Below are 14,377 nucleotides of genomic sequence, written 5' to 3' on the forward strand. Positions count from 1 at the left end.
GTAGGACACCGCCGAACACCCGTTAACCGAAAGGGGACCCAACATATTGGGTCCCCTTTCGTGCGTTGTATGAGAGGAATGACTGTGTCGGAGAATGGCGACGAGCGTCGGTCCTTCCGTGGGGGAGGAGCGCCTCGATCAGGTGGCCCCCGTCGTGACAACGACGGGCGTGGATCACGCGGCGCTGCAGGCGGAGACCGCCGCGGTGGTGCCGGAGACAACAACCGTGGTGGTGCTGGAAACAGTAACCGCGGCGGCGGATTCAACGGCGGACAACGTCGCGGCGGCGAGGGTGGGTTCACCCCTCGTGGGCGCGACGGCGACCGCAACCGTCAGCAAGCACGACCTGACGAACCGGATTTGCCCGATAACGTAGAGCCCACCGAGTTGGACCCGGCCGTTCGTCGGGATCTGCTCAGCCTCGACAAGGACAACGCCAACACCGTTGCGCGTCACCTCGTCATGGCAGGAAAGCTCGTCGATGAAGACCCGGAACTCGCACTGCTCCACGCTCGCGCTGCTCGTCAGCGCGCCGGCCGTATTGCCGTCGTTCGTGAAGCTGCTGGAATCACCGCGTACCACGCCGGTGAATGGGCTGAAGCTCTCTCCGAGCTTCGTGCTGCACGTCGAATGGCTGGTGGACCGGGTCTGATCGCTGTCATGGCCGACTGTGAACGCGGTTTGGGTCGACCCGAGCGCGCGATCGAACTCGGCCGCAGCGACGAGGCTGCCCTGCTTTCGGGCGACGAGGCTTCGGAGTTGAGGATCGTCGTCGCCGGCGCCCGCATGGATCTCGGTCAGTTCGATCAGGCAGTTGTCACGCTGCAGACCAAGGATCTGGACGCAGCGCGTACCGGTGAAGCCGCGGCTCGGCTGTTCTACGCCTATGCCGATGCCCTCGTTGCAGCCGGTCGTGTCGAAGACGGACTGAAGTGGTTCCTCAATGCTGCAGCTGCAGACCTCGAGGGTGACACGGATGCTGAAGAACGGGTGGCCGAGTTGACCGGAGAAGATCAGTGACCGTGCTTCGTACTCAGTACGACGTACTTTTGCTCGATCTCGACGGCACGCTGTACGCCGGAGCTCATGCGATTCCCGGCACCCAGGTTGCTCTGGGGCAGGGCACGCAGGCTTTGTACTACGTGACCAACAATGCGAGTCGCTCGCCGTCGGCAGTGTCGGCGCATCTGACCGAACTCGGTTTCGATTCCGAAGATGATCGTGTCGTCACCAGTTCTCAGACGGCAGTGCGCCTGTTGGCGGAGCGTCTCGAACCCGGTGCCGCTGTTCTGGTCGTCGGTACCGACGCATTGGCCGACGAGGTGACCCGCGTCGGATTGATTCCGGTTCGTGAGTTCGCGGATTCTCCGGTTGCTGTCGTTCAAGGACATTCGACGGAGACCGACTGGACGATCCTCGCCGAGGCGTGCTTGGCGATCAGGGCCGGCGCGCTGTGGGTGGCTGCGAACCTGGACACCACACTGCCGTCGGAACGGGGTTTGGTTCTCGGAAACGGCTCGATGGTGGCAGCTCTACGCGCTGCGACCAAGCAGGAACCCGTGGTGGCAGGTAAGCCGGCTGCACCGCTGATGGAGGATGCGCTCGCTCGCAGCGGGTGTTCGCGTCCTCTGGTGGTCGGCGATCGTCTGGATACCGATATCGAAGGCGCACATGCTGTTTCGGTCGACTCGTTGTTGGTTCTCACCGGTGTGAGCACGCCGGGCGACGTACTGCGGGCTCCGATTGAGCAGCGTCCCACCTACATTGCAGCAACTCTGGATTCCCTCAATCAGCCGGCCGTCGAATCGCTGGTGGGTGCGGACTCCAAGTGGTCTGTCTCCGTGAACGGATCGGCGCTGGTTGTCGACGGCCCGGTTGTCGGTGGCGAGATGTCGCTTCTGCGCGCGGTTGCGCCTGTCGCATGGGCCAATCCGTCGTTCCAGACACTGGAAGCGTCGGACGCCGGCGTGGCGGATCTGTTTGCTTCCTGGCTCGTCTGATTTCTCGCAAATGTGTTCGACTCGCGGGGGTGCGGGTGTATGCGTAACCGAGAGTCATGCACTAGCGTTGTGCGCGATGAGCACGCCGACACCGCACCCCGGAAACTCGAGTAACGGATCGCCGTTGCCCGGGCCACGCCAGACCGTCGATCCGGAACGTATACGTTCTGACGTCGACGGTTTGCTGGCGCGCCTCGGCGGCATCGAACACGATCCGAACGATCAGCACGGAGCAGGTGTGATTCCGCAGAAGGCACATATTTTGGAACAGGCACACGAGGTGCTCGTCCAGGCGCTCGCCTCTGTGGACAGGGCTTGACGTGGCACGTAGAGCACGGGTGGATGCCGAACTGGTCCGTCGCGGACTCGCACGGTCGCGAGATCATGCGCAAGAACTGATTTCCGCAGGCCGAGTTCTCATCTCGGGCGCAGTCGCGACCAAGCCTGCGACGGCGATCGAGGCAGGAACTCCACTTCGGGTAGTCGAGGTCGAGCAGGAAGTCTCGTGGGCCTCGCGAGGGGCACACAAGCTGATCGGTGCCCTCGACGCTTTCGGGTCCGAAGGATTGACGGTCGAAGGACGCCGATGCCTTGACGCGGGCGCTTCCACCGGTGGGTTCACCGATGTTCTTCTGACGCGTGGTGCGAAGGAAGTTGTCGCCGTCGACGTCGGTTACGGCCAATTGGTGTGGCGCCTTCAGTCCGACGACCGCGTGCATGTCATCGACCGAACCAATGTTCGCGCTATCGATGCCGAGACGATCGGTGGAACAGTCGATCTGGTTGTCGCGGACCTGTCGTTCATTTCTCTCAAACTCGTACTCGGGGCCTTCGTCGCCTGTACTGCTGACGGTGCGGACCTGGTCCCGATGGTCAAGCCCCAGTTCGAGGTGGGCAAGGACCGCGTCGGTGCCGGTGGCGTCGTACGAGATCCGGAATTGCGAATCTCCGCTGTGCTCGACGTGTCGGAGGCTGCTGCAAAGGTAGGTCTGCGGACGTTAGGTGTGGTGGCCAGCCCATTGCCCGGTCCGTCGGGAAATGTCGAGTATTTCCTGTGGCTTCGAAAGACAGGTTCATCCGGCGATGAAGAGACGGATACCGACACCGACGATGTCCCCACGGTGGAGGACATGATTCGCAAGGCTGTAGAGGAAGGGCCCCAGTGAACGCGGTCACGAACGGCGAGTCGCGCGAGATCCTTCTTGTCGCACACCCGGGTCGACGTGACATCACGGAAACTGCCAAGCGGGTCGGGAAGATCTTCGAGCGCGCGGGAATCGGACTGCGCGTCCTCGTCGACGAAGCAGACAGCTCGCGCATCGAAGCAATGACGGAACCCGCGGGTTTCTCCGCGCCGGGTCTCGACGTCACCGTTGTTCATCCCGGCCCTGATGCCGCCGTCGGATGCGAGTTGGTACTGGTTCTCGGTGGCGACGGCACGTTCCTGCGCGCCGCCGAGCTCGCTCAAGAAGCGTCCATTCCGGTACTGGGCATCAACCTCGGACGCATCGGATTTCTGGCAGAGACCGAGGCCGAGCATCTCGACGAGGCTCTCGCACAAGTAGTTCGCAAGGAATATCGCGTCGAGTCGCGTATGACACTCGACGTCGTGATTCGGGTGGACGACGAGATCATCGACCGCGGGTGGGCGCTCAACGAGGCCAGTATCGAGAATCGTTCGCGTCTGGGAGTTCTCGAAGTTGTCCTCGAAGTCGACGGCCGACCGGTCTCTGCCTTCGGTTGCGACGGTGTTCTCGTGTCCACTCCCACAGGCTCGACCGCGTATGCATTTTCCGCAGGCGGCCCCGTCGTGTGGCCCGAACTCGAAGCGCTGCTCGTCGTACCCAGCAACGCGCATGCGCTGTTCGCGCGGCCGTTGGTCACCAGCCCGAATTCGATCATCGCGGTGGAGACCGTCGCCGGTAGCCATGACGGCCTGGTCTTCTGCGACGGCCGTCGAACGTTGGAACTGCCTGCCGGCGCTCGCGTCGAGATCGTTCGCGGCGCCACTCCCGTCAAGTGGGTCCGGTTGGACTCTGCGCCCTTCGCTGATCGGATGGTTCGCAAGTTCGAGCTTCCGGTTACCGGATGGCGAGGAAGGAAGCCTTAATCGTGCTCGCAGAGATCCGTATCGACAGTCTTGGTGTGATCTCCGAGGCCAGCGCCCAGTTTCACGAGGGCCTGACCGTCCTGACCGGTGAAACCGGCGCAGGTAAAACGATGGTCGTCACGAGCTTGCACCTCCTCAGTGGGGCGCGAGCGGATGCCGGTCGAGTGCGATTGGGTGCGTCGCGAGCCGTTGTCGAAGGACGATTCATCGCCGACGACGTCTCACCGGCCACCGAGCGTGAGATCGTCCGAATCCTGGAATCGTCGGGCGCCGAGCGGGACGAGGACGGGACCATCATCGCCGTCCGCACGGTCGGCAGCGACGGCCGCTCGCGCGCCCATCTCGGCGGCCGTAGCGTGCCGGCGGGAGTTCTCTCCGAATTCACTGATCCGCTGCTGACTGTCCACGGACAGAACGATCAGCTGCGGTTGCTTCGTCCCGACCAACAGCGCAACGCTCTGGACCGCTTCGGGGACAAGACAATCGGAACGCTGCTGACGAGGTACCGCAAACATCGTCGGGAGTGGCTTGACGCTCGTTCGGAGTTGATCGAGCGCACGTCGAAGGCTCGTGAACTGGCGCAGGAAGCAGACCAGTTGACCTTCGCGCTCAACGAAATCGACGGCGTGGCACCCGAGCCCGGCGAGGACACGGCGATCGTTGCCGAGGTGCGTCGGCTCAGCGAACTCGATTCTTTGCGCTCCGCGGCCGAAGAGGCGCACGCTGCCCTCGCCGGTAGTGACGACATGGCCAGCGGCGATGTGGGCGTCATGCCTGCGCTCGACCTGATGTCCGAAGCGAGGGCGCGGATCGAGTCGGTCACCGATGCCGATCTGGACGGTCTCGGTTCCCGGTTGGCCGACGCTATTGCCGTCGTCACCGACGTTGCCGGTGACCTGAACACCTACCTGTCCGGGCTTCCTGCCGATCCGGGGGCACTGGACTCGCTGTTGTCGCGGCAATCCGAACTGAAAACTCTGACGCGTAAGTACGCCGCCGATGTCGACGGTGTTCTCGAATGGGCGGATACCGCTCGCGCTCGTCTGTCCAAACTCGACGTGTCCTCGGATGCGTTGTCGCTGTTGTCCAAGCAGGTCGAGGAGACGGCTGGCCTCACGGCGGAAGCCGCCACAAAGCTGAGCGCCGCGCGAGTCAAGGCAGCGGCAAAGCTCGCCAAAGCGGTCAGCGCGGAACTTGCCGGTCTGGCGATGGGACGTGCGGGCCTCGAGGTGACTGTGCGTTCGCAGCCTGCCGGCCCGCAGGACTCGGCGCCGCTCAGTGTCGGGGGAGTAGACCTGCATGCGGGGTCTGCCGGCGTCGACGAGGTGGAATTTCGCCTGTCCGCGCACAGTGGGGCACCGTCACTTCCGATCAGCAAGAGCGCTTCCGGTGGCGAGCTGTCACGCGTCATGCTGGCGCTCGAAGTTGTTCTCGCTGGTAGCGACACCGGCGCGACGATGGTTTTCGACGAGGTGGACGCGGGGGTCGGTGGTCGCGCTGCTGTCGAGATCGGACGTCGATTGGCGAAACTTGCTCGCACGCATCAGGTTATCGTCGTCACCCACCTTCCGCAGGTTGCTGCGTTTGCCGACACCCACCTCGTGGTGGACAAGGTCGACGACAAAGGCGGAGTGGTGAGCAGTGGTGTGCGGACTCTGTCGGATTCGGATCGGGTGGTCGAATTGGCCCGTATGTTGGCAGGGCTGGACGACACCGAGACCGGTCGTGCGCACGCCGAAGAACTGCTCGAGATCGCGAATGCGGCCCGCGTCACAGATTGAAGGTTCTGTGGTGTTGGTGTGACTGATGTGGTAGTTGTCGGCGCGCCTCCACCGGTCAACGCGGTTTCAGGTTCATCATCGAAGCCATGAAGATGCCCGGATTGCTCTCACGTAACACCGAATCCTTGCCTGGGATCAGTGGAATCGCCAGGGCCGATCGGAACACGGCGAAGCTTCTGCGCCGTGTCGGTCCTGGAGACATCGTGATCCTCGACGAAGTCGACATCGATCGCCGGACCGCCGACGCTCTGGTGAAAGCCGGAGTCATGGCCGTGGTCAACGCGTCGCCGTCGATTTCCGGGCGCTACCCCAACCTCGGCCCGGAAGTGATCGTCGCCAACGACATCGTTCTGATCGATGCCGTCGACGGTGACGTCTTCAAGAACGTCAAGGACGGCAGCAAGATCCGCCTGCACGAGGGTGAGATCTTCAACGGCGAGAAGAGCCTCGTCAAGGGTGAAGAGCAGACCGAGGCCGAGATCTCCGACCGGATGATCGAGGCCAAGACCGGACTGGTCGATCACCTGGAAGCGTTCTCGGGTAACACCATCGAGTTCATCCGCACCGAAAGCCCTTTGCTGATTGACGGAATCGGTGTTCCGGACATCGACATCGACTTGAAGGATCGCCATGTCGTGGTCGTCTCCGACGGCCCCGAACACGAGGCAGATCTGAAGAACCTCAAACCCTTCATCAAGGAGTATTCGCCGATCCTGATCGGTGTCGGCGCAGGTGCGGACGTATTGAGCAAGGCTGGATACCGCCCCGATCTGATCGTGGGCGACCCGGAGGAAATCACCAGTTCCACCCTCAAGTCCGGCGCGGAAGTTGTTCTGCCCGCCGACCAGGACGGACATGCGGCGGGCCTTTCGCGAATCCAGGATCTCGGTATCGGGGCGATGACGTTCCCGGCGACCTGCTCACCGACCGATCTTGCATTGCTGCTCGCCGATCACCACGGAGCTTCACTGATCGTGACGGTCGGCAACGTGGTGTCCCTGGACGAGTTCTTCGACCGCGGACGCCGTGAAAGCAATCCGTCGGCGTTCATGACACGGCTCAAGGTGGGGCCGAAACTGGTCGACGCCAAAGCCGTCGCAACGCTGTATCGAAGTCGAGTGTCCGGCGGCGCGATCGCGCTCCTGGTGCTCGCCGCCCTGGTGGCAGTGATCGTCGCCCTGGTCGTGTCCAATGCCGGTAGTGAAGTTCTCGACTGGGCAATCACAACGTGGAACAGCTTCGCGCTGTGGGGTCAGGGGCTCTTCAAGTGATTTCGATGCGTCAACATGCAATTTCCATAGCGGCAATCTTTCTGGCACTCGCGATCGGCGTGGTGCTCGGTTCGGGAATGCTGTCCAGTGGATTGCTGTCCGGTCTGCGTGACGACAAGGCGGACCTGCAGAACGAGATCGAAGACCTCAATCAACAGTCGAATCAGCTTCAGCAGCAACTCAATTCCGCGGACGGCTTCGATGCTGCCGTGGGTGGCCGCGTCGTGCGCGACAGTCTCGCTGGTCGCACGGTCGTCGTGATCACGGCACCGGACGCGGATCCCAGTGATCTCGACGGTGTCAACCGACTCGTCACTGCCGCCGGCGGCGCCGTGACCGGACGCGTCTCGCTCACCGATTCGTTTGTCGACGCCACGGGCGGCGACCGCTTGCGGACCGTCGTCACCAATGTCATCCCTGCGGGCATCACCCTCAAGACCGGTGCGGTCGATCAGGGAAGCCTTGCGGGCGATCTTCTCGGTTCGGTTCTGCTTCTCAACGGGCAGAACAGCGAACCGCAGAGCACTCCCGACGAGATGAATCTCGCGCTCGACTCGCTACGCAGTGCCGGCTTCATCAGCTACGACGACGGAGCGGTCAAGCCGGCTCAGCTTGCCGTCGTTCTCACCGGCGACAACAAGAGCGAATCCGACGCAGCCACCGGTAACCGCGGCGCGGTCATCGCCCGGTTTGCCGGCGCTCTCGACGGGCGCGGCGCAGGAACGATTCTCGCGGGCCGACCCGGCTCGGCGGAGGGCAGTGGTCCGGTTGCCGTCGCACGTGCGGATGCGGCGCTCTCAGCGGGATTGACGACCATCGACAACATCGATCGGGAGTCGGGGAAGATCACGACGCCGTTGGCGCTGCAGGAACAGTTGAACGGCGGCGCCGGTCGCTACGGCACGGGACCGGGAGCGGCGGCGGTTACCGTCGGCGCACCCACCAACTGACACCCCGGTATTGATACGCCGGTCACATCGGGGGTGGAAAGTCGGCGCGTTGTAGGCGCCGACCCCCGATAGGTGTTACCGTGAAATCCCGTGGGTCGGCAGGCCCCAGCATGCTTCATCAGACCAAGCCCTGCACAGTCGTCACGGGAGCCCCTTTGCCACAGTCACGCACTAACACGCGTACCGCCACCAAGCACATCTTCGTCAGCGGAGGTGTAGCTTCCTCGCTCGGCAAAGGTTTGACCGCCTCGAGCCTGGGACAGTTGTTGACCGCGCGGGGAATGCGCGTGACCATGCAGAAGCTCGATCCCTATCTCAATGTGGATCCGGGCACCATGAACCCCTTCCAGCACGGCGAGGTCTTCGTCACCGAAGACGGTGCCGAGACCGACCTCGACGTCGGACACTACGAGCGGTTCCTCGACCGTGATCTCTCCGGTCAGGCCAACGTCACCACCGGCCAGGTGTACTCGACGGTCATCGCCAAGGAACGCCGCGGCGAGTACCTCGGTGACACCGTTCAGGTCATCCCGCACATCACCGACGAGATCAAGCGTCGCATCCTCGAGATGAGCGGCCCGGATCTGCAGGGCCACCGCCCGGATGTCGTGATCACCGAAATCGGTGGAACCGTCGGCGACATCGAATCGCAGCCTTTCCTCGAAGCCGCTCGCCAGGTCCGCCACGACGTCGGCCGCGACAACGTCTTCTTCCTGCACGTCTCCCTCGTGCCGTACCTCGGCCCTTCCGGAGAACTCAAGACCAAGCCCACGCAGCACTCGGTTGCGTCGTTGCGCAGCATCGGCATTCAGCCCGACGCGCTGATCCTTCGTTGCGATCGTGACGTTCCGCAGGGCCTCAAGAACAAGATCGCGCTGATGTGCGACGTGGACGTCGACGCCTGCATCTCGACGCCCGACGCTCCCTCGATCTACGACATCCCGAAGGTTCTGCACCGTGAGGGCCTCGACGCTTACGTCGTTCGCCAGCTCGGTCTTCCGTTCCGCGACGTCGACTGGACCGTGTGGGGCAACCTCCTCGATCGTGTTCACCAGCCGCGTGAGACCGTGCGCGTCGCATTGGTCGGCAAGTACGTCGACCTGCCCGACGCATACCTCTCCGTCACCGAGGCTCTGCGCGCCGGTGGATTCGCGAACCGGTCCAAGGTCGAGATCTCCTGGGTCCCGTCGGACGCCTGTGAGACCGAAGCTGGAGCGCAGGCCGCTCTCGGTGACGTCGACGGTGTTCTGATCCCGGGCGGCTTCGGCATCCGCGGCATCGAGGGCAAGCTCGGCGCGATCCGTTTCGCACGTTCGCGCAAGCTGCCGCTGCTGGGTCTGTGCCTGGGTCTGCAGTGCGTCGTCATCGAAGCTGCTCGCAGCGTCGGCCTCGACGATGCCAACTCGGCCGAGTTCGAGCCGGACACCAAGCATCCGGTCATCTCCACGATGGCTGATCAGGAAGACGTCATCGCCGGTGACGCCGACCTCGGTGGCACCATGCGTCTGGGTGCTTACCCGGCCGTGCTGACGAAGGGTTCCGTCGTCGCTCAGGCCTACGGAACCGAGGACGTCTCCGAGCGTCACCGTCACCGCTACGAGGTCAACAACACCTACCGCGATCGGATTGCCAAGTCCGGCTTGCAGTTCAGCGGAACCTCACCGGACGGCCACCTGGTCGAGTTCGTCGAGTACCCGCGTGAGCAGCATCCGTTCTTCGTTGCCACCCAGGCACACCCGGAGCTCAAGAGCCGCCCGACGCGCCCGCACCCGCTGTTCGCCGCCTTCGTCGAAGCGGCGTTGACGTACAAGCTCGAAGAGCGCCTGCCCGTCGACGTCCACGGTGACGAGACGATCGACACCGCCGCCACCGAGACGGCGCTCGACGCTGCAGTCGAGAACGTGGAAAAGGTCTAGCCACAGATGAGCGATCCCGGTCGGCACGAATTCGACACCCTCGACTCCAAGACGGTCTACACCGGCGCGATCATCGCGTTGCGTGTCGACACCGTTGCGATGCCTGGTGGTCAGCGTGCCGATCGGGAAGTCGTCGAGCATCACGGCGCCGTTGCCGTCGTGGCACTGGACGAGCAGGACAACCTGGTGCTGATTCACCAGTACCGTCACCCGCTCGGGCACCGGTTGTGGGAAATCCCCGCCGGTCTGCTCGACGCTGCGGGCGAGAGCCCGGTCGAGGCAGCAGCGCGTGAGCTGGGCGAAGAAACCGGACTCGGCGCCGATCGATGGTCGGTGCTGGTCGATGTAGCTCTCTCGCCCGGGTTCACGGACGAGGCGGTTCGCGTCTTCCTCGCCGAGGGGTTGCACGAGGTGGAGCGCGACGATCCCGAACACGAAGAAGCCGATCTCGAGATTTCGCGAGTTCCGCTCGCCGACGCCGTCGACATGGCGCTGCGCGGCGACATCGTCAATGCCACCGCGGTATCGGGCATTCTCGCGATCGCTACCGCACGCTCGACGGGAAAGCCGCTGCGCCCGGCCGACGCACCGTGGCCCGATCGTCCTCGCGCATTCGGAGAACGCAAGTCGCGAGCCTGAAGTGCTTGCCCGACAGGTGGACTCGTATCTCGACCATCTAGCGGTCGAGCGAGGATCGGCGCGCAACACTCTTCTTTCGTACCGCCGCGACCTGAATCGCTACGCGGACTATCTGAACGGGCGCGGCATCGACGACGTCGCGGGCGTGACGGAGAACGACGTCACCGAATTCGTGACACATCTGCGCCTGGGTGACAAAGATGCCGGAGTCGTACCGTTGGCGGCCAGTTCGGCAGCGCGCACCCTGATCGCGGTCCGCGGATTCCACAAGTTCTCCGCCGCCGAGGGCCTGGTCGGTGTCGATGTGGCTCGGACGGTCAAGCCGCCGACGCCCGGACGCAAGTTGCCCAAGGCTCTGCCGCTCGACGACGTCATAGCCCTACTCGACGCTTCGGGTGGCGGTGCGGCCGGTGACGGGCCCCGCGACCTGAGGGATCGCGCTCTCCTCGAGCTTCTGTACTCGACCGGAGCACGCATCACCGAAGCGATCGATCTGGACGTCGACGACATCGACACCGAAGCCCGTTCCGTGCTGCTCAAGGGCAAGGGCGGCAAGCAGCGGATCGTACCCGTCGGCAGGCCGGCGATCGCCGCCGTCGACGCGTATCTCGTCCGTGGGCGCCCCAGCCTGGCGACGCGCGGTGTTCCTGCCCTGTTTCTCAACGCTCGCGGTGGACGACTCTCGCGTCAGAGTGCGTGGCAGATACTTCAGGATGCGGCCGCGTCGGCCGGAATCAAGGCGGACGTCTCGCCCCACACGCTCAGGCACTCGTTTGCCACACACCTGCTCGACGGCGGCGCGGACGTACGTGTCGTGCAGGAACTCCTGGGTCACGCTTCGGTAACCACGACGCAGATCTACACGCTGGTCACCGTCACCGCGCTGCGCGAAGTGTGGGCTCAGGCACACCCGCGTGCCCGTTAGGGGTTGGTTGGCTCATGCGTGTCTGCGAGACCATTCGGTGATGTAAGCGGTAGCGTTCAAGGAGCGCGAGCGGCCTCCACCGCAGTTTCGGGGGTTTGCCGGCGCCGAGAGCAACCGCCGAAAGAGTAGGGGAGCATCGGACCGTGTCGACATCGCAGCCACCAGCGGCGGAGTCCGCGCCGCCGCATGTCAATGCCCAACTCTTCGAGCGCGTGAACGAATCAGCACCAGCTGTACCCTCCGAACCAGAGGCGATGTTCGAAATAGATACGACGCCAGTAGCCTCTCCACCTGCGGAAACACTGACCGTTTTCGCGGAAGAACTCGGCCCGACGGGCCGGCCGGTCCGCGAGGTGCCTCAACCGACACCGTTGGCGCATCACGGACCCGCGATGATCATCGCGATGTGCAACCAGAAGGGTGGCGTCGGCAAGACGACGTCGACCATCAACCTGGGCGCGTCGTTGGCCGAATACGGTCGTCGAGTGCTCCTGGTGGATCTCGATCCACAAGGCGCGTTGTCTGCCGGACTGGGCGTTCAGCATCACGACCTCGAACTGACCGTCCACAATCTCCTGGTCGAACCGCGTGTGTCCATAGACGACGTGCTGATGAGAACCCGAGTCGACGGCCTCGACCTCCTGCCCAGCAACATCGACCTTTCGGCCGCCGAGATCCAATTGGTCACCGAAGTCGGACGTGAGCAGACCTTGGGACGCGTGCTCCACCCGGTTCTCGATCGGTACGACTACGTGCTCATCGACTGCCAGCCGTCGCTGGGCTTGCTCACGGTGAATGCTCTGGCGTGCGCCGATTCGGTCATCATTCCGATGGAATGCGAGTACTTCAGCCTGCGCGGCCTGGCACTCCTCAACGACACTGTCGAAAAGGTGCACGATCGTCTCAATCCCAAGCTCGAGTTGGCCGGCATCGTCGTCACGATGTTCGACGCCCGGACCCTGCACGCACGGGAGGTGATGGCGCGCGTCGTGGAGGTCTTCGGCGACGTCGTCTACGACACGGTGATCAACCGTACCGTTCGGTTCCCCGAAACCAGCGTCGCCGGTGAGCCGATCACGACATGGGCGCCGAAGTCGGCTGGGGCCGAGGCATATCGAGCATTGGCCCGCGAGGTCATTCACCGGTCTGGTCGTTAGTGGAACTGATTGCATCGCAAGAAGATCCGGTCGAAGTCGCACCGGATTCGATCGACCCGAACGTGCCGACCGACGCTCAGACCGCAGCCAAAGCTGCCGGTTTCCGAGTCACTCTCCGGAACTTCGAAGGCCCGTTCGATCTGCTGTTGAACCTGATCAATCAACGGCAACTCGACGTCACCGAAGTTGCCCTGCACACGGTCACGGATGATTTCATCGCGTACACCAAGGAACTCGGCAGCGCGATGGGCCTCGATCAGACGACGGAATTCCTGGTCGTCGCTGCCACTCTTCTGGACCTGAAAGCCGCCAGGCTGTTGCCTGCCGGGCAGGTCGAGGACGCGGAGGATCTGGCACTTCTCGAAGCTCGCGATCTTCTCTTCGCGCGCCTGCTGCAGTACCGGGCGTACAAACAAGTTGCGGCGCTGTTCGGTGAGCTCGAGGAAGCGGCGCTGCGGCGCTATCCGCGTTCGGTGGCGGTCGAGGATCAGTTCACCGAACTTCTGCCGGAGGTGCTGTTGGGCGTCGATCCGCAGCGTTTTGCGGAGATAGCGGCGACGGTGTTCACGCCGCGTCCGGTGCCCACGGTGGGCCTCGATCACCTCCATGTGTCCAATATCTCGATACCCGAACAAGCCGAGCGAATTCTCGAGTTGCTGCGCGAGCGAGGCATAGGGGAGTGGACACCCTTCGGGGACCTCGTTGCCGAGTGTGAGATCACCGTCGAGATAGTCGCAAGATTTCTCGCGTTGCTCGAGTTGTATCGCCGGCAGGTCATCGTGTTCGAGCAACCCGAAGCACTCGGACCGCTGATGGTGAGTTGGACCGGAGACGACCCGGCCGCGCCGGTCACAGAGGAGGACTACGGATGAACGCCGAGCCGACGGAATCAGAGTCTTCGCAGCTAGACGAGATGATCGAGCCTACCGAACACGCCTCGGAGTCCGAAGATTCCGCCCCCGATTTCGAACTCGACGACGATCAGCTCGACGCAGTGCTGGAGTCGCTTCTGCTTGTCGTGGATTCGCCGGCCGAAGTGAACCAGCTCGCATCGGTCACCGGCACCGCACCGGAACGAGTCGAAGAACGCCTGACGTCGATGTCGGCCGCATTGACCGCTCGCGGCAGCGGAATGGACCTTCGCTACGCGGGCGACGGATGGCGTCTGTACACGCGACAAGAGTTTGCCCCGTACGTGGAAAAGCTGCTATTGGACGGCGCACGCACCAAATTGACCAGGGCGGCATTGGAAACTTTGGCCGTAGTCGCATACCGTCAACCGTTGACTCGTGCGCGGATCAGTGCGGTACGAGGCGTCAACGTGGACGGGGTGGTACGCACCCTCCTTGCCCGCGGACTGATCGCGGAAGCCGGGCCGGACCCGGACACCAACGCGACACGGTACTCCACGACCGAACTGTTCCTCGAACGGCTCGGGCTGGCCTCGCTGAGCGAGCTCCCGGAGTTGGCCCCGCTCTTGCCTGATGTCGATCTCATCGACGACATCAGCGAAAGCCTGGAATCCGATCCGCGATTTGCGAGAATGAACAAGGCCGACGTGCCCACTGACGTAGTGGACACCGAAGTCGACGACTGACCGGAATACCGTCCGTCGTCAGCACCGAGAA

The 14,377-nt window shown here is 63.5% G+C and carries 14 protein-coding genes; all 14 read left to right on the top strand.

Going from position 1 to position 14,377, the window contains the following annotated elements; all coding sequences use genetic code 11:
• The first annotated feature begins 78 nt into the window (after positions 1-78).
• The 14 genes from DBV08_RS19000 to scpB all read left to right on the top strand — a co-directional run bounded on the left by DBV08_RS19000 (position 79) and on the right by scpB (position 14,346).
• The gene (locus tag DBV08_RS19000) at positions 79-1,020 is read left to right on the top strand and encodes a hypothetical protein (protein ID WP_073513327.1); all 942 of its coding nucleotides are present in this window, start codon (positions 79-81) and stop codon (positions 1,018-1,020) included.
• The gene (locus DBV08_RS19005; protein ID WP_124568490.1) at positions 1,017-2,000 is read left to right on the top strand and encodes an HAD-IIA family hydrolase; all 984 of its coding nucleotides are present in this window, start codon (positions 1,017-1,019) and stop codon (positions 1,998-2,000) included. Before DBV08_RS19000 ends, DBV08_RS19005 begins: the two co-directional genes overlap by 4 nt.
• A 76-nt stretch (positions 2,001-2,076) precedes the next feature.
• A complete protein-coding gene (locus tag DBV08_RS19010; protein ID WP_095970021.1) occupies positions 2,077-2,319 on the top strand; it encodes a hypothetical protein in 243 nt (80 codons plus the stop codon).
• A gap of 1 nt (position 2,320) precedes the next feature.
• Positions 2,321-3,166: a TlyA family RNA methyltransferase gene (locus DBV08_RS19015; protein ID WP_124568491.1), complete on the top strand. Its 846-nt coding sequence runs from the start codon at positions 2,321-2,323 to the stop codon at positions 3,164-3,166.
• Entirely contained in the window at positions 3,163-4,110 is a 948-nt protein-coding gene (locus tag DBV08_RS19020) for an NAD kinase (RefSeq protein WP_003946132.1), read from the top strand. The genes DBV08_RS19015 and DBV08_RS19020 overlap by 4 nt, the downstream gene beginning before the upstream one ends.
• A gap of 2 nt (positions 4,111-4,112) precedes the next feature.
• Positions 4,113-5,891, top strand: coding sequence for a DNA repair protein RecN (gene recN, locus DBV08_RS19025; RefSeq protein ID WP_124568492.1), 1,779 nt, complete (start codon positions 4,113-4,115; stop codon positions 5,889-5,891).
• An 86-nt stretch (positions 5,892-5,977) separates the two neighbouring features.
• Positions 5,978-7,162 (top strand): putative cytokinetic ring protein SteA, encoded by a 1,185-nt coding sequence (steA, locus tag DBV08_RS19030; RefSeq protein ID WP_124568493.1) that lies wholly within the window; start codon positions 5,978-5,980, stop codon positions 7,160-7,162.
• The gene (locus DBV08_RS19035) at positions 7,159-8,112 is read left to right on the top strand and encodes a copper transporter (RefSeq protein ID WP_019748590.1); all 954 of its coding nucleotides are present in this window, start codon (positions 7,159-7,161) and stop codon (positions 8,110-8,112) included. The genes steA and DBV08_RS19035 overlap by 4 nt, the downstream gene beginning before the upstream one ends.
• A gap of 155 nt (positions 8,113-8,267) precedes the next feature.
• Positions 8,268-10,028 carry a CTP synthase gene (locus tag DBV08_RS19040; protein ID WP_185564779.1) on the top strand — a complete coding sequence of 587 codons (1,761 nt, stop codon included), beginning with the start codon at positions 8,268-8,270 and terminating at the stop codon, positions 10,026-10,028.
• A gap of 6 nt (positions 10,029-10,034) precedes the next feature.
• A complete protein-coding gene (locus DBV08_RS19045) occupies positions 10,035-10,667 on the top strand; it encodes an NUDIX hydrolase (protein WP_124568494.1) in 633 nt (210 codons plus the stop codon).
• A 1-nt stretch (position 10,668) separates the two neighbouring features.
• Positions 10,669-11,592: a site-specific tyrosine recombinase XerD gene (xerD, locus tag DBV08_RS19050; protein ID WP_124568495.1), complete on the top strand. Its 924-nt coding sequence runs from the start codon at positions 10,669-10,671 to the stop codon at positions 11,590-11,592.
• A 143-nt stretch (positions 11,593-11,735) separates the two neighbouring features.
• On the top strand, positions 11,736-12,749 hold the full coding sequence (locus DBV08_RS19055; RefSeq protein ID WP_124568496.1) for a ParA family protein: 1,014 nt from the start codon (positions 11,736-11,738) through the stop codon (positions 12,747-12,749).
• Positions 12,749-13,621, top strand: a complete 873-nt coding sequence (locus DBV08_RS19060) for a ScpA family protein (protein ID WP_095970026.1) — start codon at positions 12,749-12,751, stop codon at positions 13,619-13,621. The genes DBV08_RS19055 and DBV08_RS19060 overlap by 1 nt, the downstream gene beginning before the upstream one ends.
• A 41-nt stretch (positions 13,622-13,662) precedes the next feature.
• The gene (gene scpB / locus DBV08_RS19065; RefSeq protein ID WP_124568674.1) at positions 13,663-14,346 is read left to right on the top strand and encodes an SMC-Scp complex subunit ScpB; all 684 of its coding nucleotides are present in this window, start codon (positions 13,663-13,665) and stop codon (positions 14,344-14,346) included.
• Positions 14,347-14,377: the final 31 nt, after the last annotated feature.

It is taken from the genome of Rhodococcus sp. KBW08 (assembly GCF_003852455.1).
GTDB lineage: Bacteria > Actinomycetota > Actinomycetes > Mycobacteriales > Mycobacteriaceae > Rhodococcus_F > Rhodococcus_F baikonurensis.

Bases quoted from the DNA above. Each gene is read 5' to 3' on its own strand.
- DBV08_RS19010 (WP_095970021.1), top strand. From the start codon at position 2,077: ATGAGCACGCCGACACCGCACCCCGGAAACTCGAGTAACGGATCGCCG.
- DBV08_RS19045 (WP_124568494.1), top strand. From the start codon at position 10,035: ATGAGCGATCCCGGTCGGCACGAATTCGACACCCTCGACTCCAAGACG.
- scpB (WP_124568674.1), top strand. From the start codon at position 13,663: ATGATCGAGCCTACCGAACACGCCTCGGAGTCCGAAGATTCCGCCCCC.
- DBV08_RS19000 (WP_073513327.1), top strand. From the start codon at position 79: ATGACTGTGTCGGAGAATGGCGACGAGCGTCGGTCCTTCCGTGGGGGA.
- steA (WP_124568493.1), top strand. From the start codon at position 5,978: ATGAAGATGCCCGGATTGCTCTCACGTAACACCGAATCCTTGCCTGGG.